Annotated in this window: 20 protein-coding genes; 5 read left to right on the top strand and 15 right to left on the bottom strand. The window is 69.7% G+C overall.

Features of this window, described 5'->3' with window-relative positions:
* The 3 genes from BCF74_RS15615 to BCF74_RS15605 all read right to left on the bottom strand — a co-directional run.
* The coding region (locus BCF74_RS15615; RefSeq protein WP_177426672.1) for a transposase at positions 1–220 on the bottom strand (220 nt) is incomplete at its 3' end.
* Between the two features lie 188 nt (positions 221–408).
* Positions 409–813, bottom strand: coding sequence for a DUF2568 domain-containing protein (locus BCF74_RS15610; RefSeq protein WP_106298880.1), 405 nt, complete (start codon positions 811–813; stop codon positions 409–411).
* The gene (locus tag BCF74_RS15605) at positions 813–1,379 is read right to left on the bottom strand and encodes an NADH-quinone oxidoreductase subunit B (RefSeq protein WP_106298879.1); all 567 of its coding nucleotides are present in this window, start codon (positions 1,377–1,379) and stop codon (positions 813–815) included. The genes BCF74_RS15610 and BCF74_RS15605 overlap by 1 nt, the downstream gene beginning before the upstream one ends.
* 133 nt (positions 1,380–1,512) lie before the next feature.
* On the opposite strand from BCF74_RS15605, the gene BCF74_RS15600 reads away from it, so the two are divergent.
* Positions 1,513–2,445, top strand: coding sequence for a hypothetical protein (locus BCF74_RS15600; RefSeq protein ID WP_146133011.1), 933 nt, complete (start codon positions 1,513–1,515; stop codon positions 2,443–2,445).
* Between the two features lie 41 nt (positions 2,446–2,486).
* On the opposite strand, the gene BCF74_RS15595 is transcribed toward BCF74_RS15600, so the two are convergent.
* From BCF74_RS15595 to BCF74_RS17170, 7 genes are all read right to left on the bottom strand, one after another.
* Entirely contained in the window at positions 2,487–3,842 is a 1,356-nt protein-coding gene (locus tag BCF74_RS15595) for a M1 family metallopeptidase (protein WP_106298877.1), read from the bottom strand.
* Positions 3,839–7,756: a Pls/PosA family non-ribosomal peptide synthetase gene (locus tag BCF74_RS15590; protein ID WP_106298876.1), complete on the bottom strand. Its 3,918-nt coding sequence runs from the start codon at positions 7,754–7,756 to the stop codon at positions 3,839–3,841. The genes BCF74_RS15595 and BCF74_RS15590 overlap by 4 nt, the downstream gene beginning before the upstream one ends.
* Positions 7,753–8,112, bottom strand: a complete 360-nt coding sequence (locus tag BCF74_RS15585) for an NADH-quinone oxidoreductase subunit A (protein WP_106298875.1) — start codon at positions 8,110–8,112, stop codon at positions 7,753–7,755. The genes BCF74_RS15590 and BCF74_RS15585 overlap by 4 nt, the downstream gene beginning before the upstream one ends.
* Before the next feature lie 21 nt (positions 8,113–8,133).
* Positions 8,134–8,598: an LppA family lipoprotein gene (locus BCF74_RS15580; RefSeq protein WP_170070276.1), complete on the bottom strand. Its 465-nt coding sequence runs from the start codon at positions 8,596–8,598 to the stop codon at positions 8,134–8,136.
* A 19-nt stretch (positions 8,599–8,617) separates the two neighbouring features.
* Positions 8,618–9,199: an LppA family lipoprotein gene (locus tag BCF74_RS15575; protein WP_170070275.1), complete on the bottom strand. Its 582-nt coding sequence runs from the start codon at positions 9,197–9,199 to the stop codon at positions 8,618–8,620.
* A 127-nt stretch (positions 9,200–9,326) separates the two neighbouring features.
* Positions 9,327–11,045 carry an alpha/beta hydrolase gene (locus tag BCF74_RS15570; RefSeq protein ID WP_170070274.1) on the bottom strand — a complete coding sequence of 573 codons (1,719 nt, stop codon included), beginning with the start codon at positions 11,043–11,045 and terminating at the stop codon, positions 9,327–9,329.
* A gap of 1 nt (position 11,046) precedes the next feature.
* Positions 11,047–11,346: a hypothetical protein gene (locus BCF74_RS17170; protein WP_146133010.1), complete on the bottom strand. Its 300-nt coding sequence runs from the start codon at positions 11,344–11,346 to the stop codon at positions 11,047–11,049.
* A gap of 220 nt (positions 11,347–11,566) precedes the next feature.
* Between BCF74_RS17170 and BCF74_RS15565 the strand changes: the two genes are divergently transcribed.
* From BCF74_RS15565 to rarD, 3 genes are read left to right on the top strand one after another with little or no spacing between them, the layout of a single operon-like run.
* The gene (locus BCF74_RS15565) at positions 11,567–13,435 is read left to right on the top strand and encodes a 2-oxoacid:acceptor oxidoreductase subunit alpha (RefSeq protein WP_106298871.1); all 1,869 of its coding nucleotides are present in this window, start codon (positions 11,567–11,569) and stop codon (positions 13,433–13,435) included.
* The gene (locus BCF74_RS15560; RefSeq protein WP_106298870.1) at positions 13,432–14,538 is read left to right on the top strand and encodes a 2-oxoacid:ferredoxin oxidoreductase subunit beta; all 1,107 of its coding nucleotides are present in this window, start codon (positions 13,432–13,434) and stop codon (positions 14,536–14,538) included. The genes BCF74_RS15565 and BCF74_RS15560 overlap by 4 nt, the downstream gene beginning before the upstream one ends.
* 19 nt (positions 14,539–14,557) lie before the next feature.
* Positions 14,558–15,484 carry an EamA family transporter RarD gene (gene rarD, locus BCF74_RS15555; RefSeq protein ID WP_106298881.1) on the top strand — a complete coding sequence of 309 codons (927 nt, stop codon included), beginning with the start codon at positions 14,558–14,560 and terminating at the stop codon, positions 15,482–15,484.
* A 35-nt stretch (positions 15,485–15,519) separates the two neighbouring features.
* On the opposite strand, the gene BCF74_RS17165 is transcribed toward rarD, so the two are convergent.
* From BCF74_RS17165 to BCF74_RS15535, 5 genes are all read right to left on the bottom strand, one after another.
* Positions 15,520–17,799: a hypothetical protein gene (locus BCF74_RS17165; protein ID WP_146133009.1), complete on the bottom strand. Its 2,280-nt coding sequence runs from the start codon at positions 17,797–17,799 to the stop codon at positions 15,520–15,522.
* Positions 17,800–17,849: 50 nt separating this feature from the next.
* Positions 17,850–18,452 (bottom strand): ABC transporter ATP-binding protein, encoded by a 603-nt coding sequence (locus tag BCF74_RS15545; RefSeq protein WP_170070273.1) that lies wholly within the window; start codon positions 18,450–18,452, stop codon positions 17,850–17,852.
* A gap of 29 nt (positions 18,453–18,481) precedes the next feature.
* Positions 18,482–18,793, bottom strand: coding sequence for a hypothetical protein (locus BCF74_RS17160; RefSeq protein ID WP_146133008.1), 312 nt, complete (start codon positions 18,791–18,793; stop codon positions 18,482–18,484).
* Between the two features lie 128 nt (positions 18,794–18,921).
* Positions 18,922–20,220 carry a D-arabinono-1,4-lactone oxidase gene (locus tag BCF74_RS15540; RefSeq protein ID WP_106298867.1) on the bottom strand — a complete coding sequence of 433 codons (1,299 nt, stop codon included), beginning with the start codon at positions 20,218–20,220 and terminating at the stop codon, positions 18,922–18,924.
* The gene (locus tag BCF74_RS15535; protein WP_106298866.1) at positions 20,217–21,386 is read right to left on the bottom strand and encodes an amino acid deaminase/aldolase; all 1,170 of its coding nucleotides are present in this window, start codon (positions 21,384–21,386) and stop codon (positions 20,217–20,219) included. Before BCF74_RS15535 ends, BCF74_RS15540 begins: the two co-directional genes overlap by 4 nt.
* A 104-nt stretch (positions 21,387–21,490) precedes the next feature.
* On the opposite strand from BCF74_RS15535, the gene BCF74_RS15530 reads away from it, so the two are divergent.
* Entirely contained in the window at positions 21,491–23,152 is a 1,662-nt protein-coding gene (locus tag BCF74_RS15530; protein ID WP_106298865.1) for an HNH endonuclease signature motif containing protein, read from the top strand.
* The last annotated feature ends 90 nt before the right edge of the window (positions 23,153–23,242 follow it).

The following is a 23,242-nucleotide window of genomic DNA, read 5'->3' as shown; positions in this document are numbered from 1 at the left end:
TGCCGGCGCGAGTGTCCAGGTCCCGGTGCCGGTACCCGTTGCGGCTATTGGTGCGGTCCGGGCTACGGGTGCCGTACTCGGCACCGCACACGCTATCGGCCTGCGCCGACAGCAGCGCGTTGATGAACGTGGTCAGCAGATCGCGCATCAGGTCCGGGCTGGCCTGGGCGAGCTGGTCGTGCAGGAAGACGGCAGGGTCGATACTGGTGTTCGCGGTCATCGCGATGCTCCATTCGAGAGTGCTGTGAGAGGTTCACTCGAAGGATCACGCGGTGACCGCACCTACGTGCGTAGGGACACGCTCACCGGTGTCGTCGTACACCAACCCTATGGACTCAACTCCCGCTCCCGTATGCCGGCCGCTCACCTGGCGTGCACAACTCGCCAATTCCTCCCCTCCGCCACGAGTCAGCGGCGGCGGGAGCGGCGCGTGTCACCGGCGCCGACCGGAGGACGACGACGAGGTGGAGGCGGAGGGGGTGGCCCGTCATCGAGGGCCAGCTGGGCGAGGACGAGTACCAGCCCGGCGCCGAGCAGGACCAGACCGAACCGCTGGTGGCCCAGCCCCAGGAGCCCGGCCCCGACCACGACCACTGCCCCACCGGCGGCGAGCGCGCGCGGGACCTTCGGGATCCGCATACGGGCCCGAGGTGCGACGAACAGACCCCACAGGACGGCGACGAGGACGACCGCGAGGACCCCGATGACGGCACCGCTCGCGCCACCGCCGACGAGCCCACTGGCGAGCATGAACACGCCGACCATGAACGCGAACTCGATGACGAAGGCCAAGAGTCCCAGCACGATGAGCATCAGACGGGCCTCTCGACCCGACCGCGGGTGACCTCGGCGGCACTCGCCCTGCGACGAGTCCGGCCACTCCGGGCGGCGATCGCTGCCCCGGACACACGCTCGCCCGCGATCTGCTCCTGGAGCCGGATGATGCCGTGGAGCAACGCCTCGGGTCGCGGCGGGCAGCCGGGGACGTAGACGTCGACGGGGATGAGCTGGTCGACGCCCTTGGTCACCGAGTAGGAGTCCCAGTAGGGGCCACCGGAGTTCGAGCACGCGCCGAAGGAGATGACGTACTTCGGCTCGGGCATCTGGTCGTAGAGCCGCCGGATCGCCGGCGCCATCTTGTCGGTCACCGTGCCCGAGACGACCATGAGGTCGGCCTGTCGTGGCCCGGGCGCGAACGGGATGACGCCGAGTCGGATGAAGTCGTGACGACCCATCGACGCCGCGATGAACTCGATGGCGCAGCAGGCGAGACCGAAGTTGAAGACCCAGAGCGAGTAGCGCCGGCCCCAGTTGAGCACGACCCGAATCGGCTTCGGGGCGTGCTCGGCAACCGGCCCGACGCGTGGCATCGGGAGCATTACGGGCTGCTCAGCGCTCACGCCTTCACCTTAGGCGAGTCGCGTCGACGCCGTGGCTGCCGCATCGGTTCCGCCGACGCCCTACGCCGGAACCGTCAGCCACGCGGTCCAGACACGCGGTAGCGTCAGTGCCATGGGGATCGACATGGGAGGTAAGGGTCGAGGACTGCGCTCGCTCGCAACGGTTCTCGCGGTGGGCGCTGCTGCTGCCCTCGGCGGGTGCGGCGCGGGGGAACGCGACTTGCCCACAGAGCCCGCCCTGGGCGAGCTGCAGTCGATCGACCTGTGCGCACTGGCACCGGAGGAGCAGGTGGCCACCGAGGTCAGCGACGCGATCGGTCGTGGCTTCATGCGGTCGCGCTTGGGCTCCTGCTGGTTCACCTCCCCCGGCGGCTCGCTCTGGCTCGAGCTCGCACCCGGGCGGGCGGATCTTTCCGACGACGTGCGCCAGAACAACTCCGAGGTCGCCGTGCAGAAGGTGCCAGGCGGTCAAATCCTGGACACCGCGCCGCGCCAGTCCCGGTGCAGCTCGCGCACGCTGGTCAGCGATCGCGGCTACATCATCGAGGTCAACGGCGGGGCGGGTACGAGCAAGGGCGCCTGCGACCTGGTCACGGGGCTGGGCAAGGTTGTCCTCGGAAACCTCGCCAAGGGTGTGCCCACGATCAGCTGGCCGGAGGGCAGCTCCGGCACGGTCGACCTGTGCACCGCCGTGGAGAAGGCCGGCGTCGCAGAGGCACTAGGCGTTGAGGGGGTCGAAGCCTTGTCGGCCAACAGATTCACCTGTGCGGTGGGGGAGCAGCAGCGGGTCACGGTGAGCTTCGACAGCCGCGTCTCCGCCGTGAAGGGCGCCGCAACGCGGGACATCACGGTGGGAGGTCGACCAGCCCTGTCGTTCGAGGACGGCTGCAACCTGGCGATCGACCTCGGCCCGAACGCGACCTTGGCACGAATGATCGAGGGCGGCCGGGACAGCCTCGACGTCGAGTTCACGACGGCGAGGGCGGCGGAGTGCGAACCGCTGCCGCAGGCCGTGGACGACCTCGTGAAGTCCTTGGCGCACTAGCACCTTCAATCGCTCCGCACCCGTCCAGGCGGGTGGCATCGTCACGCCGACGAGGCCGGAATGGGTGGAAGCGCGTCGGCGCGGAGCCAGGCGTCGAAGAGCCCGCCGAGGCGGCGGCCGGCCGCCCGGTCGCACAGCGCCTCGAACTGCGCGGTCGTCACCGTGCCCCCCGCGTGCCGGGCCACCCAGTCGCGCAGCACACCGAAGAACGCCGTGTCACCCATCTCGGACCGCACCGCGTGCAGCGTCAGCGCGCCGCGCTTGTAAACCCGGTCGTCGAACATGTCCTTCGGGCCGGGCGCCCCGATGACGAGGTCCTGCGGTGCCGCGGCGAGCCGGGCGTGGTGCTGCTCGGCGAGCTCGTCGACGGTCGCGACGCCCGCGGCCTCCGCCCACAACCACTCGGCGTAGCAGGCGAAGCCCTCGTGCAGCCAGATGTCGCTCCACTGCGCGGCGGTGACGGCGTTGCCGAACCACTGGTGTGCGAGCTCGTGCGCGATGAGCCGCTGCGACTCCCATGACCGGGTGCAGTGGTTCGCACCGAAGGTCGACACGGCCTGCGACTCGAGCGGGATCTCGAGCGCGTCGTCCGTGACGACGACCGTGTAGTCCTCGAACGGGTACGGTCCGAAGAGCTCCTCGAAGACCTCCATCATCCGCATCTGGTCCGAGAACGCCTGTGCCACAATGGTTCTCAGCCGAGGAGGATGGACGACACGCACCGGAACGGTCCCACCTTCGAGCGCCGTCGTCTCGTAGCGCCCGATCTGCACGGTCGCGAGGTAGGGCGCCATCGGCGCGTCCATGACGTGCACCCACTGGGTCCGTCGGCCTGCCTTGCGCTGCGCGCGCAGCGGGCCGTTCGCGACGACCGTGTATGCCGCGTCGGTCGTCACGCTGATGCGGTACCTCGCCTTGTCGGCGGCTCGGTCGTTGCACGGGAACCACGACGGCGCACCATGCGGCTGAGCCGCGACGATGACGCCGTCGGTCAGTTCCTCCCAGCCCGCGCGACCGTCGGGACCGGGCACGGTGCGGGGCGTACCGGCATACGACACCGCCACGGTGAGGACGGTCCCAGCGGCGACCACGTCGTCGAAGCGCAGGGTGAGCCGCGACCCGCGGTGGGTCCACCGGCGCAGCACCGCCCCGGTGACGTCGACCCGGCTCACCTTGAGCGCGTGCAGGTCGAGAACGATCGCAGGGGTGTCGAGGAGCGTGGTGAGGGTGAGGTGCGCGCGTCCGGAGAGGTGATTGCCCGCGGCCTTGTAGGTGAGGTCGAGGTCGTACAGGTCGACGCCGTATGCCGTGTCGCCGTGTCCGGGGACGTAGGGGTCGCCTTCGGCTCCGCTCGCCTCACCCGAGGTCGGGCTGCTCGTGTCTTCGGTGCTGGTCACTCGTCGTCCACCCACGGTCCGACAGGGTTGCCGATCCACCGGGTCCGGTCCGGGACCGACTCGCCGCGCATCACGAGCGAGACGGGCCCGACGGTCGCGTGCCGGCCGATGCGCGCGGCGGGCAGGATGACCGAGTTCGGGCCGAGGGTGCCCCCGCGGGCGACGGTCACGGAGTCCATCGACAGGACTCTGTCATGGAAGAGGTGGGTCTGGACGACGGTGCCGGCGTTGACCGTGGCGCCGTCATCGAGGTGGATGAGGTCGGCCTCGGGCAGCCAGTAGGTCTCGCACCAGACGCCGTCGCCGACGCGGGCGCCCATCGACCGGAGCCAGACGTTGAGTGCGAGCGTGCCGGTCGCGGCCCGCGCGAACCACGGCGCGGCAAGGACCTCGACGAAGGTGTCGGCGAGCTCGTTGCGCCAGACGAACGAGGACCAGAGCGGGTGGTTGCCACGCGAGAGTCGGCCCACGAGAAGCCATTTCGCCGCCGTGGCGATGCCGGCGGCAACCGCCCCCGCGGCGAGGAGGACGAGTCCGCTGCCGAGGACCGCCCAGCCGGGGCCGCGCGCCAGGAGCCACTCGATCGCGCCGACGACGAGCACGACGATGGCGACGTGCAGCCACACCGGCACCGCCCGCAGCGCCTCGACGAGCGCACGCGCGACCCGCAGCCGCGTCGCGGGGGTGAAGGTGCGGCTCGTGTCGACCTCGCTGCCCTCGCGGCGCAGCGGTCGGGGCGGCGACCCGAGCCAGGACGTGCCGGCCTTCGCCTTCTTGCGCCGTGGTGCGGCGGACAGGACGGCGACGAGGCCCTGCTTGGGGACCTTCCGGCCGGGGGCGGCCATGCCGGAGTTGCCGACAAAGGCGTGCTTGCCGATGCGCACCCGCTCGACGCGTAGCCAGCCGCCCCCGAGCTCGTAGCCCGCGACGAGGGTGTCGTCGGCGAGGAAGGCCCCGGCTCCGACGCGGGTGAACTTCGGGATGAGCAGGACGGTGGACGCCTCGACGTCCGGGCCGAGGTCGGCCCCGAGTGCCCGCAGCCACGCCGGCGTGAGGCTGCTGGAGTAGAGCGGGAAGAGCCAGGTGCGGGCGTCGTCGAGCAGGCGCAGCGTGGTCCACGCCTGCCATGCCTGTCGGCCGTGCACGGGGTGGGCGCCCGCGTGGAGGCCGAGGCCGAGCAGCCGGACGAGGAGGAGCACCACGAGGGCCAGCGCGACGAAGCCGACCGTCGCGCCGAGCGGGACCCACACGAGAGCGGTTCGAAGGGCGCCGCCGACGGAGGTCGTGTCGCGCAGCGCCGGCAGCACCACGAGCGCCCCGACGACGACCGCTGCGATCGGCACCACCGACACGAGCGCCGCGGACGCGGCATACGCACCGAGCCAGACGGGACGGTTCGCGGGGCGAGCGTCGTGCCACGGGCCTCGCGCAGCACCCGAGGGCTCCGCGGGTGCACCGGACCACGACTCCTCGTCGGGCACGGCGCCGAAAACCGCTGAGCCGGGCGCGATTTCGGCCCGCTTGCCGACGTCGGCACCCGGCAGCAGAGTGCTTCGCGCGCCGACCCGCGCGCCTGCTCGCACGCGCACCGGTCCGACGATGAGCTTCGCGCCGTCGATCCAGTGGCCGCGCAGGTCGACCTCGGGCTCGACGGAGGCGCCCGGACCGAGGTCGAGCATGCCGGTCACCGGTGGCACCGAGTGCAGGTCGACGTCCTTGGCCACGCGCGCCCCGAGAGCGCGGGCGAAGGGCTTGATGAACGGTGCGCCGGAGAGGTTCGTCGCGCCGAGCTCGTCGACGAGGCGCTCGGCGAGCCAGATGCGCAGGTGCACCTCGCCGCCGCGGGCGTACTCCCCCGGCTGCAGCCCGCGCAGCAGCACACGCGCGCCGAGCGCCGCGAGCGCCATCCGGCCGGGCGGGAAGACGAGCAACAGCCAGCCGAGGAGGAGCAGCGGCCACGGCACCTGCGGCAGCCAGCCCAGGTCGAGGAGCGACGCCGCCACCGCATTGCCGATGCCGACCCAGGTGAGCCACCGCAGGCCCGAGAGTGACCGCAGCCCGACCGTCGCCGCGATCTGCGCGGCCTGGGTCTTGCCCGGCACCGGTGGCACGTCGCGGTTGAGCCGACCGGCCGGCGTCTCCATGTCGTCGAGAGCCGCGACCAACGCCCCGGGAGTCGGGTTCTCGTAGATGTCGGCCACCGTCACCTCGGGGAACCGCTCACGCAGCCGGCTCACGAGCTGGGCCGCGCTGAGCGAGCCGCCCCCGACGTCGAAGAAGTCTTCGTCGTCGGTGCTGGGCGGTCCGCCCAGGATGCTCGACCACAGTCCGGCAACCCACGTCGCCGTGTCGGATCCGCCCTCGCCAGAACCGGATTCGGCCGTCGAGGGCGCACTGAGCGGCCAGGGCAGGGCGTCGCGGTCGATCTTGCCGGAGGTGCGTGTCGGCAGCGTGTCGACGACGGCGAGGCGCGGGACGAGGGCTGCCGGCATCGACTGCCGGAGCGCCTCGGTCGACGCCTTCGCGTCGAACGTCCCGTCGACGGTGACGTAGCCGACGAGCAGGGTGTTGCCCGCCTCGCTCTTGCGCACGGCCGCGGCCGCACCGCTCACTCCCGGCAGCGACAGGAGGGCCGAGTCGATCTCGCCGAGCTCGATCCGGCGCCCGCCAACCTTGACCTGGTCGTCGATGCGGCCCATGAAGACCAGGCCGGCAGGGTCGTTGCAGACCATGTCTCCCGAGCGGTAGGCGCGCTCCCAGCCGAGGGTGGGCATCGCGGCATACGCGACGGCGTCCTTGGCCTCGTCGAGGTAGCGCGCCAGCCCGACGCCGCCGATGATGAGCTCACCCGTCCCGCCCTCGGGCACGGGCTGCCCGTCGGCGTCGACGACGGCGAGGTCCCAGCCGGCGAGCGGGAGCCCGATCCGCACCGGAGGCTCCCCGGTGAGCCGGGCGCCGCAGGCGACGACGGTGGCCTCGGTCGGACCGTAGGTGTTCCACACCTCGCGGTGCTCGTTCGCGAGGCGCGCGCCGATCTCGGGGGGACAGGCCTCGCCGCCGAGGATGAGCAGTCGCACCGCCGCGAGCGCCTCGGTCGGCCACAGCGCGACGAGAGTCGGGACCGTCGAGACGACGGTGATCCCGTTGGCGGTGAGCCACGGCCCGAGCTCGACCCCCGAGCGGACGAGCGAGCGCGGCGCCGGCACGAGGCAGGCGCCGTAGCGCCACGCGAGCCAGATCTCCTCGCACGAGGCGTCGAAGGCGACGGACAGCCCCGCCATGACTCGGTCGCTCGGGCCGATCGGCTTGTCCTGCAGGAACATTCGCGACTCTGCGTCGACGAAGGCCGCTGCGTTGCGGTGGGTCACGGCGACGCCCTTGGGAGTGCCGGTCGAGCCGGAGGTGAAGATGATCCACGCGTCGTCTTCCGTGCTCGGGTCCTCGCGTGGCCAACTGTCGGAGGTGGTCTCGTCGCTGCTGTCGTATGCCGCGTGCTCGCCGTTCGCGGTCGCCCCGCCGGACGTGTCGTCGCCGACGGCGCGCACGACGAGGTCGGTCGTGATGATGGCCGCGACGTCGGCCTCGCCGAAGACGACGCGGGCCCGCTCGTCGGGGTCGTCGAAGTCGACGGGTACGTAGGCGGCGCCCGCGACGAGGATCCCGGCGATCGCGACATACAGGTCGAGCGTCCCGGACGGGATGCGGATGCCGACCCGGTCACCGCGCCCGACCCCGGCCTCACGGAGGGTGTCGGCGACCTCCTCGGCGGCGTCGGCGAGCTCGCCGTAGGTGAGGACCTGGCTGCCGTTGTCGACGGCTGTCGCGTCAGGGTGGGCTTCGATGGTGGCGCGCAGGATGTCGACGAGGGTGCGCGGGCTCGGGGCCTCACTCCCTCTCAGCAGCGGTGTGCTCACGTCCAGCGCAGGAGGCCGCGGCGGGCCGCGTGCAGCAGCCCGATGACGATGATGCCGATGAAGACCGCGATCTCGACGAGCGATGCGACCCCGAGGTCGGGGTTGCGCAGCACGAGCGCCCACGGGAAGAGGTAGACCGCGTCGACGGCGAAGACGACGTAGAGGAAGGCGTAGGCGATATAGCGCACCTGGCTCTGCGCCCAGCCCTCCCCGACCGGGTCGACGCCCGACTCGTAGGTCGTGAGCTTCGCCGGTGACGGGTCGCGCGGCGCCAGCAACCGGCGCGCCCCCGAGGCGGCGACCACGAGCAGAAGGCCGATGAACAGCGTGCCGGCGAGTGCGGCATACCCGGTCATGACCGGAAGCCTAGCGACCCCTCACGGTGACGCGGACGAGCTGTCCACGGACGGATCCTTGAGGTGGCACGCGCCGTAGATCGACACGGCCGTGTTGACCTCGCTGTTGATGGACAGCTCGGCCCCGTCCTTGTCATAGAGCGAGACCACATGCTGACCAGGCTTGTCGATGACCACCTTCGGGTCACCGAAGCCGCGTTGACCTGCCACCTGCTGCACCGCGGCCCACGCCTTCGGCCAGTCGGCGTCGCTGATGCCGCCCTCGGCGCCCCCACTGTCGAAGGTGGCGTGCGAAGCGCCCGCGACGTTTGCGAACTGCGGCTCCACGCAGCTGCTCTCGCCGTCGACTTCCGGTTCCGGCTTGACCCACTTCAGGTTCGGCGCTGCCCCACTCATGGCGCTGCGCACCTCCGCGAGCAACGCGAGGTTGTCGGCGCGCGCCTCCGCGTAGCTGCGTCGCTTCTCGAGCTCTGCACGTGCGTCCACTGTCGATCCTCCCTGGGTGTCACCATCCGTCGAGTTCCCGCATCCGGCCAAGCCGAGACCCAGTGTCAGGACAGCTCCACACGCCGCGAGCGCCCGCCTCACGCCAGCCCGCCCCGGCCCCTGTCGTGGACGGACCGTCCGCGGACGGGTCCTCGAGGTAGCAGGCGCCGTAGACCGTGGCCGTGGTGTTGACGCCGGTGCCCACGGACAGCTCCGACCCGTCCTTGTCGTACACCGACACCTGATGCCCGCCCGGCTCGTCCTTGAGGACGTTCTCGTCGCCGTAGCCGCGCTTGGCCGCGACCGCCTTGACGGCCGCCCACGCGCGCGGCCAGTCCGCGTCGGAGATGGCGCCGAACGCTCCGCCGCTGGTGAGGATCGCCGTGCCTGCGCCGTCGACGCGGTCGAACGGCTTCTTGCACAGCGATCCTGACTCCACGGCCGGTTCCGGCGTGCGCCACTTCAGGTCCGGGTTCACCTCCGAGAGGACGGCCCGCACCTCGGCGAGCAAGGCGAGGTTGTCCTGCTCGGCCTGTGCCTGGGTGCGCCGCTGCTCGAGCTGCCGGCGGGCATCAGCGGCGTTCGTCGTCTCGGGTTCCACGGGTTGTCCTTTGCATCCGGTGAGCAGGGCCATCGCGACGCTGGTCGCGGCGACGGCTCGCACCACGGTCCGGCGATGAGGTCGGGCGGGGTTCGTCAACAGGGTGTCTCCTCTGGCAGGTCTCATGTCAGAACGGCCACCACGGCTGGGCCTTCACCGGGTCGGTGAGCCAGCCCAGGTTCTGACCCTCGACGGCGTCCTCGGGGTGGCCACCGACGATCTGTGCCATGGAGTACTGGCTCGTCGAGCCGTCCTCGAGATAGCTCGAGTGTCCCGTGACACCGGACAAGTCCTCTCCACCGGCTCCGGTCGCGTCGCCGGTCTCGAGGAAGTTCATCCCCTCCATCCCACTGGGGTCGGTCCCGAACCGGCCAAGGTCCCCGACGCCGTCCCATTTCGCCTCGGCGTAGTAGGCACTGCCCGGCGGGATCTCGAGGTCCCCCACGTCGCTCGTGCCCAGCCCCGGTGATCCGAAGAACACGGCCCGGTCGACACCCGTGCCGGACTCCTGGAGGGCGTACCCCGTGGTTGTCGATCCATAGGAGTGCCCAAGTGCCGTGAGGTTGGGATCGGTCATGCGCGACGAGTTGATGCCCCGGAAGAAGTCCGCCAGGCTCTCGCCACCGTCCTGCGCCGATCCGCTGAGAGCCACCGAGTCCCCCGCGAACGTGGTCCCCCACTGCGGCGCCTGGTAGCCCAGCCACGTCACCGTCGCGACGGTCCCGGACTCGCCCCGCGCGAACAGTGCATCTTCGGTTCGGGTCCGCAGCTGTGCCATGTCCGTGTCGTAGCCACCCATGCCGGCCACGGTCGACGTGAGCCCCGGCGTGAACACGGCGACGTGGTCGGCCGTGTCGACGTTGCCGTTGGCGATGATCGCCTGGGTGCGCGGCGTGGTGAAGTCCATGCCCAGCAGCTGGTGCTGGCCCGGCCTCGCGAGCATCGCGTCGATGGTGTCGATCGAGTCCTGCTCCTCCAGGAGGTCCTCGTACTCGCTCCTGTTGTCGTAGTAGAAGTCCCAGTTGATGGTGCCGTCCGGGTTGCGCATCCCGGCCTCGAGCTGCGCGATGCGGGAGTCGACCTCCGTCCGACGGTCGTCGAGGAGGTTGCGGTTGGCGAGGTCGCGCGAGGTGAAGTCGACTCCGTCGAGGTTGCCGATCCACGCCGGGTTGTTCTCGATGATCTCGTCCCGCTCGTCCTGTGACAGTGACGCCCACCAGGCCGCGTTCTGCGTCGGTGTGCCGCCGGGAGGTGGTTCGAGGATGCTGAGGTTCCCCTTGACCGCGCCGACCTGCGCGGCCGACGCGAGGGACCCCGTGCCTCCGTCGATGCGGCCCAGCTCGATGCTCGTCAGCACCGCACTGAGGTCGGAGTCCACGTCACGTGCCTTCCGCAGCGCCTCGGCGACGCGTTCTGCGCACTCGGTCACCAGGGCCTGGCGCGCCCGCCGCGCAGCACCCTCGGCGTCGGTCTCGTCGACCTTGCACACCAGTGCCTCACTGGTGCGCACGCTGCCGTCGGAGCCGATGACCAGGGCGTTGAGCCGGGCGAACTCCTGGGCCGCGTCGACGGCGTTGACGACTCCGAGGACGGCGTCGTTCGCATCACAGATCGCCGTGTATGCCGCGGAGACCTCCGCAACGATGTCGCGCAGGTCGTTCCCGACGGTGGCGAGTCGCCGACGGGAGCCCTCGGCGGCGCCCCCTGTCCAGTTCCTGGGCAGGCCCATGGTTTCGAGCTCGTCGGCAAGATCGAGCATCGAGCGTCGCGTGTCGCGCAGGTCGGTCTCGGCGGTGCCGAGGGGTTCCTGCTTCCACTGTGTGACGTTGGCCCAGGTGATCGACATCTCAGCCGCCCGCACCCGCCGCGGCGAACGCGGCGCGAGCGGCCTCGTCATCGCCCGCGTACTGCGTCGCGTTCGTGTCGAGGGTGCGGCCATACGCCCGGGCCGCCTTCGCCCAGTCCTTGAGCTCGGTGCCCCATGCCGTGCTGACCCGCCCCATCAGCGCCACGCTCCCCGCCCCGGGCATGCCTGCACCGGCGCCGGTGAGGTCCGAGCCGGGGGTGAGCCTGCCGACCTGCTGAGCGGCCGAACGGGCAGCCTTCGCCGAGTCGCGAAGATCCGTGATCTCGACGTCGTACCCCATGTCCCACAGCGTGACAGCCCGCGGCCAGCGGCACCATGGGGAGCGGTCCCCGGTGACCCCACGAGAAGGCGGCGGACGGCATACGGACGACACCGGCATACATAACGTGGCGTTGGGTGTCTCAGAATCAGGGCGGCACCAACGCGCCGAGACCGCGGACGTAGGATGAAAGACAGCAGTCAGCACCGCTGACACGACGTCCTTTGCGAGCAAGGTGAACATGTCCAGCAAGTCCGTCCAGAAGCTCGACCGCGTCGTCATCCGTTTCGCTGGAGACTCCGGCGACGGCATGCAGCTCACCGGGGACCGGTTCACGTCCGAGACCGCCGCGATGGGCAACGACCTCTCGACGCTCCCCAACTTCCCCGCCGAGATCCGCGCGCCCCAGGGGACGCTGCCCGGCGTCTCGAGCTTCCAGCTGCACTTCGCTGACCACGACGTGCTCACCCCCGGTGACTCCCCCGACGTGCTCGTCGCGATGAACCCGGCCGCGCTCAAGGCCAACATCGGCGACGTGCCGCGCGGCGCGACGATCATCGTCAACACCGACGAGTTCACGTCGCGCAACCTCAAGAAGGTCGGCTACGACCAGAGCCCGCTCGACGACGGGTCGCTCGAGTCGTTCCACGTCCACGCGGTGCCGCTGACGTCGATCACCGTCGACGCGCTGGAGAAGTTCGAGGGCCTGACCCGCAAGGAGAAGGAGCGGGCGAAGAACATGTTCGCCCTCGGTCTCCTGTCGTGGATGTACACCCGTCCCACGACGGGCACCGAGCAGTTCCTCACGAAGAAGTTCGGCGCCCACCCCGAGGTCCTCGAGGCCAACCTCACCGCCCTGCGCGCGGGTTGGAACTACGGCGAGACGACCGAGGACTTCGCGTCGAGCTTCGAGATCGCGCCGGCGACGATGCCGCCCGGCACCTACCGCAACATCACCGGCAACACCGCCCTCGCGCACGGTCTCGTCGCCGCCGCGCACAAGGCGCAGCTGCCGCTCGTCCTCGGGTCCTACCCGATCACGCCGGCCTCGGACATCCTCCACGCCCTGTCGGGCCTCAAGCGCCACGACGTCACGACGATCCAGGCCGAGGACGAGATCGCCGGCATCGGCATCGCGCTCGGCGCGAGCTTCGGCGGCGCCATCGGCGTGACGACGACGTCCGGGCCCGGCCTGGCGCTGAAGTCCGAGACGATCGGACTCGCGGTGTCGCTCGAGCTGCCGCTCGTCATCGTCGACGTCCAGCGCGGCGGCCCGTCGACCGGCCTGCCGACGAAGACCGAACAGGCCGACCTGCTGCAGGCGCTCTACGGCCGCAACGGTGAGTCGCCCGTCCCCGTCATTGCGCCGTCCACGCCGGCCGACTGCTTCGACGCGGCGTTCGAGGCGGTCCGGATCGCGACGGCGTACCGCACCCCGGTCATCCTGCTCTCCGACGGCTACCTCGCCAACGGGTCCGAGCCGTGGGCCGTCCCCGAGGTCGCGGACCTGCCCGACCTGCGCGTCGAGTTCGCGACCGAGCCCAACGGCACCGACGACAAGGGCGAGCCGGTGTTCCACCCGTTCCTGCGCGACCCCGACACCCTCGCCCGCCCGTGGGCCGTCCCCGGCACGGCCGGGCTCGAGCACCGCATCGGCGGGATCGAGAAGGCCGACGTCACGGGCAACATCTCCTACGACCCCGACAACCACGACCACATGACGCGCCTGCGCGCCGCCAAGGTCGCGGGCATCGCCGGCATCCCGGACGTCGCCGTCGAGGACCCCACCGGTGACGCGAAAGTCCTTGTCCTGGGCTGGGGTTCGACGCAGGGACCCATCGCCGCCGCCGTCCGCGCGGTCCGCAATGCGGGCCACTCGGTCGCCAGCGCACACGTGCGCCACCTCAACCCGTTCCCCGCCAACCTCGGCGAGGTCCTGCGGTCGTATGACCGCGTCGTCGTCCCCGAGATGAACCTCGGCCAGCTCTCCATGCTGCTGCGTGCCGAGTACCTCGTCGACGTCCGCCCGCACACGTCGGTGCGCGGCCTGCCGTTCTCCACGGTCGACCTCGCCGACGCCATCCTCACCCACCTCGAGGAGGTCCAGTGACCACCACCCACGAGACCACGAACGGTGCAGCCGAGCGCCCGAGCGGGCTGGCCGGCATACCGCTGCTGCCCGCCGACGCGACGAAGCAGACCAAGAAGGACTTCACCTCCGACCAGGAGGTGCGCTGGTGCCCCGGCTGCGGTGACTACGCGATCCTCGCGGCGGTGCAGGGGTTCCTGCCCGAGCTCGGTCTCAAGCGCGAGAACATCACGTTCGTCTCCGGCATCGGCTGCTCAAGCCGCTTCCCGTACTACCTCGACACCTACGGCATGCACTCGATCCACGGGCGCGCGCCGGCCATCGCGACCGGTCTCGCGACGTCGCGGCCGGACCAGAACGTCTGGGTCGTCACCGGTGACGGCGACGCGCTGTCGATCGGCGGCAACCACCTCATCCACGCACTGCGGCGCAACGTCAACCTCACGATCCTGTTGTTCAACAACGAGATCTACGGCCTCACCAAGGGCCAGTACTCCCCCACGTCGCGCGTCGGCCAGGTGACGAAGTCGACGCCGATGGGCTCGGTCGACCAGCCGTTCAACCCGGTGTCGCTGGCGCTCGGCGCCGAGGCGACGTTCGTCGCGCGCACGATGGACAGCGACCGCAAGCACCTCACCTCGATCCTGCGCGCGGCCGCCGAGCACCGCGGGACCTCGCTCGTCGAGATCTACCAGAACTGCCCGATCTTCAACGACGGCGCGTTCGAGCTCATCAAGGACCGTTCGCAGCAGGAGGCGCGGATCGTGCACCTCGTCGACGGTTCGCCCGTCGAGGTGGGCCCCGAGGATGACCGCAAGACGTTGGTCCGTATGCCGGGTGGTCGCCTCGAGTTCGTCTCTGCCAGTGAGCTTTCCGAGGACTCCGACGTCGTCGTCCACGACGCCGGTGCGGAGTCGCCGGCCCAAGCGTTCGAGCTGTCGCGACTCGACTCCCCCGAGATGACGCACGTGCCGATGGGGATCTTCCGGTCGGTGTCGCGGCCCACCTACGACGACGGCGTGCGTGCGCAGGTGCAGGCCGCCGTCGACACCGCCGGTGGTCCGGCGACCGACGACGACCTCGCGGCGCTGCTGCGCGGCCGGGACACGTGGACCGTCGCGTGAGCGCTCGTCCGAGCGCGAGGTGACCCCGCCGGCAGGCGAGGACACCGAGCTCCGGCGCGGGACGGCATACGCGTTCCTCGCCTATGGCATCTGGGGGCTGTTCCCGCTCTACTTCCATGCGCTCGCGCCGTCGGGAGCCTTCGAGATCCTCGCGCACCGGATCCTGTGGACGCTCGTCTTCTGCGCGCTCGTGCTGCTCGTGCGCCGCGACCTCGCGTGGGTGCGTTCGGTCGTGCGGCGCCCGCGGCTGGCAGCCGGGCTGACCGTCGCCGCGCTGCTCATCGCGGTGAACTGGGTCGTCTATGTGTTGGCGGTGCTGACCGGGCGCACGTATGCCGCGGCGCTCGGCTACTTCCTCAACCCCATCGTCACGGTGGGGCTGGGTGTGTTCGTGCTGCGCGAACGGCTGCGTCCGCTGCAGTGGGCGGCGGTGTCGGTGGGCGCGCTGGCGGCCGTGTACCTGGCCATCGCCGGTGGCGAGTTCCCTTGGATCGCACTGTCATTGGCGTTCTCGTTCGCGTTCTACGGACTGGTCAAGAAGCGCGTGGGCGCCTCGCTCGAAGCCACGCACTCACTCGCGGCCGAGACCCTGGTGCTGGCGCCGGTCGCAGTGGTGGTGCTGCTCGTGCTCGGTCGGCGCGGAGACCTGACGTTCGGGTCGGAAGGCGGTGTGCACACCGGCCTGCTCGTCGCCGCCGGTGTCGTCACGGCCATCCCGCTGCTGCTCTTCGCGGCGGCGGCCCGGCGGATCCCGCTCGTGACGATCGGCCTCATCCAGTTCCTCACACCGGTGCTGCAGCTGCTCTGTGGCGTGCTGCTGCTCGGTGAGCACGTGTCGGGTGCCCTGTGGGTCGGGTTCGGCATCGTGTGGATTGCGTTGGTGCTGCTGACGATCGACTCGGTGACGCACGCCCGACGGGTGCGCCGCCCCATCCCGTTGACATGATTGCCAGAGTGCCCCTGCTGGATCCACTCGCCAGCTCAGCTGCCCCGATGACCCTTCGTGCGCCGCATAAGGGGGAGAGTCCCCAGGAGGACCGCGGCAAACCCCCACGTCCAAACCCCACCGAACGACGCGGCGACATGGACGCCCGAGAACCACGCATAGGCCAACCCGCTCAAAGAACCAAAGGCAGCGGAAGACAAAACGAAGGCGACAACGCCTGGTCGCAATCGAAGTTTGCCTCGCATGCCGGCCGTGACGTGTTCCAGTGACCCGAGATAGTCTGAAAGAAACACCATGCTGGCGGCAAAGATGGTCAGGATGAGGAGTGCGAGCAAGCCCATACTCAGTCGGATGGCACGATAACGCTGCGTGAGCGGCTCTCGGGTGTCGTCGGACAGCAACGTAGTGGGCGCCAGTCGTAGGATTTCCGCCGTAAAGGTGGCCCGCTCACGCTGCGAAAGATCTCCGGCCCCCAGGAAGACGACGAGGTTCACCGATGATGGCGTGAGTCCAAGCTTCTTGGCAGCGGGGCTCCCGGCCTCGACGCTCATGCCTGGCAACAAACCTCCGAGAACCGGATCATCCACGACTCCGTCGAAGATCTGGATCCGGGGTTTCTCGGCCCGCGACGGCCCATAGGTCACGAGCGCGACCGCACCCGACTGGTTCAGAGCAGGGTCAACCGCAGGGGCGCCTGGTCGGGCGCTCCCTTTGTCGGTCAGGAAGACACCATTCATCGGCACAGGCGAGTCAGTGCGAGTGCACTCGGGCGGCACCATGGAAATATCGAGCTCCGGGTTCTTGGCTACGCATGCAGCTGCCGAGGCAGTCGTGACGCGTACCTGAGTCGACTGCTCATCCGGTAGAGCCCACCATCGAGCGCTTTGGCCACCCAACTCGACGAATCGATCTCGAAGGAGTTGTGTAGCAGTGCCAGGCACCGCAGACGCCACCACGGAGTCCCGCGGCTGCATGACCGATCCCGGCAGTGCTTGGTTCACTGCCACCGTGTGCCAGCGGTCGGCCGCTGACCAGGCAAAGACAGCGCACACTGCCGAAGTCACGACGCCCACGCCCAGAACCGGCAGGCCCGCACGCTTCCAGAAGGCACGCCTGACTGGCCCCAAGCGGTAGAGAATCGCGACCCCAGCGACGGCGGTCGGTACCGCGACAGCCCCGACGGCCAACGGGAGACCCACCCACCTCACCGTGACCGGAGTCATGAACAGGCGGGCACCAATGACCAGCGCCACGCAGACTGCAGCAACGACACAGGCCGTTCGGAGAAACCCATCCGGGACGGCCCACGGACTTGACAAGGACCGTGCCGCTCGTGGTCTGAGCCGGGTGACGATGAGGCACGCAACGAAGCAAGCAAGTCCAATGGATCCAAGAGCGAGAATGACTGACCGGGGTTCCGGCCACTGCGGCGCGAGCCACACGTGACCAATGTTTCGTGCTAATGGACGAGCGAGCCAGGGGGCTATTCCTCCCACAACAGCACCTACGACCGCGCCCACAGCGAGAGGTGCCGCCGCGGAGAATTGAAGAACCCGCGCGACTCTCGGCTCCGGCATGCCTGCGGCCACGAGCCCCCGAACATCAGGCTCAACGGCACGGCGCCCAGCCAACAGGAGAACCCCGAGAAGGAAGCTACCCAGCACTGCCAAACTCAGCGTCATGCCGAATACGACGCGGTGAAACGGACCATTAGCCTGAGCGACCCGTTCAGCCACCCGGCTGTCGGTGAGGGATCCGGACGTCTCCCCAGAGCCCACGCCAGACAGCTCGTCCACGACGTCGTCGCCAGCCGGCCCGGCCCACGTGGTGCCTGGATCCGGCTTGACCTGCTGGCGCAAGACAATGAACGCACGGTCAACCGCAGCAGGATCCACCAGAATGCCGCTGACCGTCGCGCTTCTCCATGTGGTCTCACCGATTCGGATGCGTACGTCCTGTCCCACCGCCAACGCCAACTTTTCCGCCAACGCCGTTGACACTGCGACTTCACCAGTCGCAACTGTCGCATCGCCCCTGACGGTCGCGTACGTCACCACTGGGGTGTCCACGACAAGGGACTCCACACTGTCCGCACCTTGACTGGAGAGCACCAGGGCTCGGCCGGTCGTCAGACCGATGAACCCGGCCTCCTTCAGGAGCACAGCGTCAGCCTTACGGCCCGCCACGACAATCTGCTCCTTGTTGGCCACCCCCTGTCGCACAGATGCCGCCACGGAGGCGTCCATGTACCGAGCGACGGCTGAGAGGCCGGTGATCCCGGCAACCGTGGCGGCGGTGACCAATGTCGCGGCCATTCCCAAGACCCATCTGAACCTGAGCAGGCGGAGGGACAAGAGCAGTGGTCTCACCAGGGCTCGCCCTCAACGAGCTGGTGTCGAGCGAGACGCAGAACTCGATCGGCCGCTCTCGTGACCGCTTGGTCATGCGTGGCGACGAGGACGCGCGCTCCGTCGTCGGCGACCGCTCTGAGCGTCGATATGACCACCTCTGCACTCTCTTCATCGAGAGACGCTGTCGGCTCATCCACGAGCAGCAACTGCGGATCGGTGGCTGCTGCACGCGCAACGGCCACCCTTTGTTGCTCACCTCCTGACAATGTCCCGGGGAGGCGTTCCTTGAGGTGAGCCACCCCCAGACGGTCCAAAAGAGGAGAACTTAAGAACGCATGTGGTGATCTTCCCGCCAGCTCCACAGCCAGAGCAACATTTTCTTGAACGGAAAGAAAAGGGACGAGTCGGGCGTCCTGAAAGGTCATCGCTACGTCATCGGGACTATGGTGGATCTTCCCGGAATCTGGCCGCTGCACGCCACCCAGGACTCTCAGCAGGGTGGATTTTCCGCTACCGCTCGGCCCGACGACTGCCGTGAGACCCGTATGTAGCGAGAGGTTGACTTCGTCGAGGACGAGAATGCGCCGACGTGGACCATCTCTGTAGGAGACGGTCACGTCGGCGCATCCCACCTGGGAGCCCTCGCTCAAAGCGTGGCGGTCTGGTAGTAGGCGCCACTCACTCGAGCCGCCCCACACGTCTTGTAGGTGTAGTTGGTTCGGGTGAACCAACCGGTGTAGCAGTCGAGGTCGTTGTCAATGGCCAAGCCACCGCGAACCTTGGTGTTGATCGAGATGGACGAGCATTTCACGTTGCCGTAGTAGAGGTCTGGAAGTGCAGTCCTTACCTGCTTGGTGAGCCACGTCGAACACGACGTGGCGGCGGAGGCCGGAGCCGCGTTCAGGACCGTCGTCCCGAGCGCCAGCGCCAAACCCGCACCCGCGATGCGCAATTTCATGGGGATACCCCTTCCCTTCGGCCGAAGGGCCACCCCCCCCAGCCTCTGGCGTGAGAGTAGGCGTGCGAGCCCCCGCCGTCAAGACTTGTCGGTCCGCTCGTGCCTTGACAGACCCCCGGCCCATGCGATCACGCCCCCAGAAGGTGAGCAACGTGCGTGTTGCCGAATCGGCCCCCTGGGTCGACGCGCTCGCGAACCCGCTGGACGTCGCCGAACCTCGGGTAGAGCCGCGCCAGGTCGTCGGCTCCCAACGTGTGCAGCTTGCCCCAGTGCGGCCGCCCGTCGTGCTCGCGCACGATGGCCTCGAACGCCGCGAACACCCCGCCGTCGTCCATCCGGTGGTACTGGTGCACCGCGACATAAGCGTTCTCGCGTTCGTATGCCGTGGAGAGCCACACGTCGTCGGCTCCCGTCGAGCGGACCTCGACAGGGAACGGCAGCCTGGCGTCGTGGGTGTCGACCCACACCCGCAGCTCGCCGACCACGGCGGGCAGGGAGGCGCGCGGGACGGCATACTCGCTCTCCCGGAAGCGCACCCGACGCGGCGAGCAGAAGACCCACCACGAGGTGTCGACGTACTCCTTGGAGCCGAGCACGCGCGCACTCACCTGGTTGAGGCGGGGGACGATGCTCGGCTGGACCGCCGCGGCGCGGTTGAGCCAGCCGAAGACGGTGTTGCTGAGGATCTCCTCGTCCAGCCGCTCGCGCCAGCGCGGCTGCGGACGGCCCGGGTAGTCGTCCGTGACGCGCGAGTTGCGTTTGAGGAGAACGCGATCCGTGTGCGGGAACCAGTGGAAGTCCACGTGGTCGTTCTCGGCGACGAGCTTCTCGTAGCCGTCGAGGACCTCGTCGAGACGCCCCGGCGTCTCGAACGCCCGCAGCCGGAACGCGGGTACGCACTGCAGCTCGACCTCGGCGACGACACCGAAGGCCCCGAGCCCCACCGTCGCCGCCCGGAACAGCTCGTGGTCGTGCGAATCATCCACGGACACAACGGATCCATCGGCAAGGACGAGGGTCAGGCCGGTGACCGCGGCGGCAATGCCCTGATGGCGCACCCCGGTGCCGTGGGTTCCCGTGGCGATGGCGCCCGCGATGCTCTGTCGGTCGATGTCACCGAGGTTCGGCAGCGCAAGCCCAAGCCCGTCGAGGAGCAGGTTGAGGACGTGCAACGGTGTGCCGCCGCGCACCCGCACCCGCCGTCGTGCTTCGTCGACCGAGACGAGGCCGCTCAGCCGGTCGAGGCGCAGCAGCGTTCCGTCCGTCGCGACGAGCGGGGTGAACGAGTGCCCGGCGCCCGCGACCCGCACGTGCTCGCCCCTGTCCGCCGCGTCCACGACCGCGGTCGCGACCTCCCCCACCGAGCGTGGCTCGAGAACGCGGGCCGGTTCGGCCGTGACGTTGCCCGCCCAGTTGCTCCACGTCATCCGAAGTTCCGTCCTTCCCCGCGATAGGTCGGCACCGTCTCGACGAGCCGGCCGCCGGAGACGAGGTGGATCTCGTCGAACCGTTCGAGGAGCTCGCCCGCCTTGGCGCCACGCATCCATACCCGGTCGCCGAGACGCAGTACGTCGGCTCTGTCGCCACGCAGTGGCGTCTGGACCTCCCCGGTGCCCTCGGTGCGGATGAGCCGCAGCGCTGCGGTGACCGGGGTGGGGACGCGCGACCATCCCGGCTCGCCGCTCGCGACATACCCGCCGCCGTATGCCGTGACGATGCCGTCCGCGGGTCGCCGCACCACCGGGAGGGCGAAGGCCATGGCTGCGTGGGGTGAGAAGTCGTCGTAGCCGTCGAAGAGTGTTGGGCCATAGAGACCGGAACCGGCCGCGAGCTCGGTGAGCGTAACGGCGGTCGCGAGCTTGCCGACACTGCCCGTGCCGCCGCCGTTGACGAAGTCAAGGTCGGTGAGGGCGCGCACGGCGGTGACGAGCGGGGCCCGACGTTCCGCGAGCTCGGTCAGGGTGCGCTTCTTGAGGCGCCGAAGGTGTGGGCCGCGGTCGGGCAGGCCGGCGACCTGCGCGTCATAGAACATCACCCCGGCGACCCGCAGGCCCGCATCGAGCGCAGCGCGCGTCACGGCTACGGCGTCGTCAGGGGTGCGCAACGGTGAGCGGCGGACACCGAGGTGCAGCCGGCCGAGGCGCACGGAGCAGTCGACGTCGAGCGCGACCCTGAGCCCTGGTGCTGGACCGACGGCCTCGGTGAGGAAGGCGACGTGCTCGACACTGTCGACGGCGAGGGTGATCTCGGCGCGGAGCTCGTCGTCCGCGGCGATGGCGCGGATCGCTTCGACGTCGGTGCTCGGGTAGGCGACGAAGACGTCGGTGAAGCCGTGGCGGGCGAGCCACACGGCCTCGCGGACGGCATACGCCATGACCCCGGCGAAGCCGGGACGGTCGAGCACGCGTCGCAGGAGTGAGCGGCAGCGCACCGACTTGCTCGCGACGCGGATGGGGCGTCCGGCGGCTCGGCGCGTGAGGTCTGCGGCGTTGGCGTCGAACGCGTCGAGGTCGACAGCGACGAGCGGTGTCGGCAGGCCCGCCGTGGCGCGGTCGAGCGCGGCGGTGTCGACGAACGGCTGGGATCGGGTCATACGCTCTCCTGCCTCCTGCTCTGCCTGGGCCGATCACGGGACAGCCTTGCAGGTCAGCCGCTTGTCGGCGGGCGTTGTCAGTGGTGGGTGGTTGTGTTGTTCGTATGAGCAGCGTGGCCGTGTCCGAGACCGCCTCCCCGGTGGAGGCGGTCCGGTCTGCGCTCGCTCGGATGGACGCTGCCGTGGACGACGTGCTGTCGGGCTTGGCCCGGTTGACGGGCTCGGAAGGCTCGGGGTTGCCGGAGCGACAGTGGCGCGAGCTGTTGTCGTCGGTGGAGCGGGTTGGGCGGCGCGTGGACGCGGCCCGGTTGCGCACCATCGCGGGGGCGTCGGCGGCGGGGGCGCCGGAGCGGACCGGGTTCGTCGACACCGGCTCGTGGGTGTCGAAGCACACCGGCGCCAACCGTCCCTCGGCGGCCAGTGACGCCTTCGTCGCTGGCGCTCTTGGCGACGGTGACGGCCGCGGTGGAGATGGCGGTGAGGCGACGCTCTCGCTCGTGGACCCGACAGCCGATGCCGACGGCGGCGGCGAGGACACGGTCACGGACGCGGGCTCAGCTGACAGTGCTGCTGCGCGACCACGAACCCCGGCCGGGGTGGCCCTCGATGCCGGGGACATCACGGTCGAGCACGCGAAGGTCATCGTCCACGCCCTCACCGAGCTCCCCGCGTCCGTCGATACCGCGGGCCGGCTCGAGTGTGAACGAGAGCTGGTCCGGCTCGCAGCGAACCGGACCCCGGCACAGCTGCGCAAGGCCGCCCGACGCGTCCTCGACGTCGTCGAGAAGGACGCGGCCGTGGTCGACGCCCACGAAGACCGGGTGGTCGCTGACACCGAGGACCGGGCGCGGGAGAAGTCGGCGTTCTGGATCAAGGACAACCACGACGGCACCATGACCGGGCACTTCACCGTCCCCTGGTACTCCGGAGCCGCGTTGAAGAAGATCGTCGACGCCATGACCGCACCCCGACGCTCCACCCGCCGTGCGCACCTCGTCAGCGCCGCAGCCAACGGCACTGGCGGCATCACCGAATCCGGTCACCATGGCGACGGAACTCACGGCGGTCACCCCCATGCTGCAGTGAGCAGCCTCAACGGCGACTCGCCCGCCCTCAGTACCGGCCCCAGCAGCATCGGCTCGAACAACAGCTCTGGCGCGGACAGCGGCAGAGACAGCGCGGGCACAGGTCCGGGCAGCGATGAGGATGCCGGTGCAAGGTGGCGCGCCGAGGAGCTGACCTGGCAACAGAAACGCGGCCTGGCGTTCGCCGACCTCCTCCAGCGCCTGCCCACCGATCACCTGCACCCCAAGACCGCCGCAACGGTGATCGTCACGATCGGGCTCGACGCACTGAGCGAACAGACCCGCCAGGTCGCCGGGACCGACATCGGCGACAGCATCTCGGCAGGAACCGTACGACGACTCGCGTGCGAAGCCGGAGTCATCCCCGCAGTGCTCGGCGGTACCTCCGTCCCCCTCGACCTCGGCCGCCAGAAGCGCTTCCACACCGAGAACCAACGCGCCGCACTCGCCCTGCTCTACGACGAATGCGCCGCCGACGGCTGCGACCGACCCCTGGCCTGGACCGAAACCCACCACCTCACCGCCTGGCGCGACGGCGGCCACACCCGCATCGACGACGCCGTCCCCCTCTGCGGCACCCACCACCACGCCATCGACCACGCCGACACCGAACACTCGATCGAGCGGCATGCCGACGGCCGCATCACCATCCACTTCCGACAACGACAAGCCACGGGCTGACCGCCCCACCCCGCGCTGCATCACGCTTCTCTGCCGTAGGACGATCAGGCCGTGCGCCCTCGGCCCGGCCGTGCCACAGACAGCCTCGGT

It is taken from the genome of Knoellia remsis (assembly GCF_003002895.1).
GTDB lineage: Bacteria > Actinomycetota > Actinomycetes > Actinomycetales > Dermatophilaceae > Knoellia > Knoellia remsis.
The sequence above is the reverse complement of the archived record's forward strand: the minus strand, read 5'-3'. Positions and strand labels throughout refer to the sequence as shown.

Coding starts and splice junctions, on each gene's coding strand:
- BCF74_RS15610 (WP_106298880.1), bottom strand. CDS start 813: ATGCTCATCGTGCTGGGACTCTTGGCCTTCGTCATCGAGTTCGCGTTC.
- BCF74_RS15605 (WP_106298879.1), bottom strand. CDS start 1,379: ATGCTCCCGATGCCACGCGTCGGGCCGGTTGCCGAGCACGCCCCGAAG.
- BCF74_RS15600 (WP_146133011.1), top strand. CDS start 1,513: ATGGGGATCGACATGGGAGGTAAGGGTCGAGGACTGCGCTCGCTCGCA.
- BCF74_RS15585 (WP_106298875.1), bottom strand. CDS start 8,112: ATGACCGGGTATGCCGCACTCGCCGGCACGCTGTTCATCGGCCTTCTG.
- BCF74_RS15570 (WP_170070274.1), bottom strand. CDS start 11,045: ATGTCGATCACCTGGGCCAACGTCACACAGTGGAAGCAGGAACCCCTC.
- BCF74_RS17170 (WP_146133010.1), bottom strand. CDS start 11,346: ATGGGGTACGACGTCGAGATCACGGATCTTCGCGACTCGGCGAAGGCT.
- BCF74_RS15565 (WP_106298871.1), top strand. CDS start 11,567: ATGTCCAGCAAGTCCGTCCAGAAGCTCGACCGCGTCGTCATCCGTTTC.
- BCF74_RS17165 (WP_146133009.1), bottom strand. CDS start 17,799: ATGGCCGCGACATTGGTCACCGCCGCCACGGTTGCCGGGATCACCGGC.
- BCF74_RS17160 (WP_146133008.1), bottom strand. CDS start 18,793: ATGAAATTGCGCATCGCGGGTGCGGGTTTGGCGCTGGCGCTCGGGACG.
- BCF74_RS15540 (WP_106298867.1), bottom strand. CDS start 20,220: ATGACGTGGAGCAACTGGGCGGGCAACGTCACGGCCGAACCGGCCCGC.
- BCF74_RS15535 (WP_106298866.1), bottom strand. CDS start 21,386: ATGACCCGATCCCAGCCGTTCGTCGACACCGCCGCGCTCGACCGCGCC.
- BCF74_RS15530 (WP_106298865.1), top strand. CDS start 21,491: ATGAGCAGCGTGGCCGTGTCCGAGACCGCCTCCCCGGTGGAGGCGGTC.